The organism is Mesorhizobium sp. M5C.F.Ca.IN.020.32.2.1, from assembly GCF_004023105.1.
In the GTDB taxonomy this organism is placed as follows: Bacteria; Pseudomonadota; Alphaproteobacteria; order Rhizobiales; family Rhizobiaceae; genus Mesorhizobium; species Mesorhizobium wenxiniae.
The window spans coordinates 1-1578 of sequence record NZ_RZSX01001164.1; the positions used below are offsets into that span (position 1 = coordinate 1).

The 1578-nt window shown below is 55.9% G+C and carries 2 protein-coding genes; both read left to right on the top strand.

Going from position 1 to position 1578, the window contains the following annotated elements; genetic code table 11:
• Positions 1 to 414: 414 nt before the first annotated feature.
• Complete coding sequence (locus EOA86_RS33970) at positions 415 to 621, top strand: hypothetical protein (RefSeq protein WP_127399749.1); 207 nt, start codon at positions 415 to 417, stop codon at positions 619 to 621.
• Between the two features lie 207 nt (positions 622 to 828).
• Positions 829 to 1578: histidinol-phosphate transaminase (locus EOA86_RS33975; RefSeq protein ID WP_164892297.1), on the top strand; the 750-nt coding region annotated here is incomplete at its 3' end.

Here is a 1578-nt window from a genome sequence, read left to right on the forward strand (position 1 = left end):
ATATTATTGCTCAAGCAGCACTGGAAATTGGGTGGGACTCCGTTCGGCAAACCCGGCCTTTGTCCGAAGCCGGACACGAATGTCGGAAATTAGCCAAACGCCAGGACCTGGGGCGGGTTAAGAAACGTTGCCGTGGGCACCGTTCTTCAGCACAATTGCGCCACGCGAGCATGGCTCCCAGCGTCAATGCCGTGCAGCAGCGAGACGAAAGTCACTGCAGAATATCAACCTCTGCGAAGTCGTTGAGACGATGGGACAGGATAGCCAAGGAGGTGCGCCGTCTTGCATGCCCCGCCAGCGAGGCGAACCCTCTTGGCTACGCGCGCCACCAGAGACGCTCCATATCGTCAGGCCCGCGTCTCATGCTCAGATGAGCCGGTATTTGGCTCTCTCATCAGCGAACCGAGAGAGCCCATGCCAAGACGGAAGCAAGCAAGACGAACGAGCGTCAAAGATACCCGGACGATCCTGCGCCTGACCCGTAAACAGGGCAGTCCGGTGGGCGAGGTGGCAGAGCAACTGAGGTTCGGCAAGACCTCGGTTTCCACCTATTTCTGCGGGCGCTGGAGGCGGGCTGTCGTGCTGGCCCTGCATGCGGCTTTGACGACGATGCGATGTTGAAACACCGTCTGTTGCGCCGAATCGGCCGTCGGCCACACGTTGGGTCGTCATCAGGTTCTCGACAGCTTCCCGGTGTCAAATCCAAACCGTGGTCGGCGATCCCACCAAGGTGGGAAGGCAGCGCTGACATAGCCGAACGTCGATCAAGTCACGATCAACGATTGCCTCATGTCACATGCCCTGCGGGACTGAAAAACGGAGAAGAACATGTGCGATGCAAAACTGAAGACCGTGCTTTCGCTCTTCTCGCCGGTGGCCAGCAAATTAGATGCTCTCTCGTCCAACGGACCAGCGACGGATGCAAATTACGTTAAGCTAAATACGAACGAGAACCCGTTTCCGTTGCCGAAGAGCGTAATGCAAAGTGCAATTGCTGCGATCGAACACCATTATCTTTATCCGGAAGACGACAATCTCAGCTTAAGGGCAGCTGCCTCCGACGCTTACGGATTTTCCAAAGATCAGGTGATTGCCGGCAACGGTTCGTCGGAACTGCTCGGACTCATCTACAGAGCTTTCCTCGCCCCAGGAGATACAGTGGCGATGCTGTCGCCCGGATTTTCGTTCAACCGTAAACTTGCCATGTTACAGGGTGCCGAGTTTCTCGAAATCGCATCGAGCGAAGCTCATCCCCTGCCGATAGAAAAACTTCTGTCCGGCCCCGCAAAAGACGCGAAGTTCATTCTGTTGGCTAATCCGAACAATCCGACCGGAACATTCGTGCCGGTGGCCGAAATCGAACGCCTTGTGGAGCAAGCAGATCGCTTGATCGTCTTGGATGAGGCCTACGTTGACTTCGCACCCGACCATGCCCTGCGCCTCGTCAATAGACATCCGAATCTTTTGATCTTGAGGACTTTTTCAAAGAGCTATGCTGCCGCTGGCGTGCGAGTCGGCTTCGGTTTCGGTCACCCAGAAATCATTGGCAGGCTGCGCAACATCCAGAATGTCTTCAAC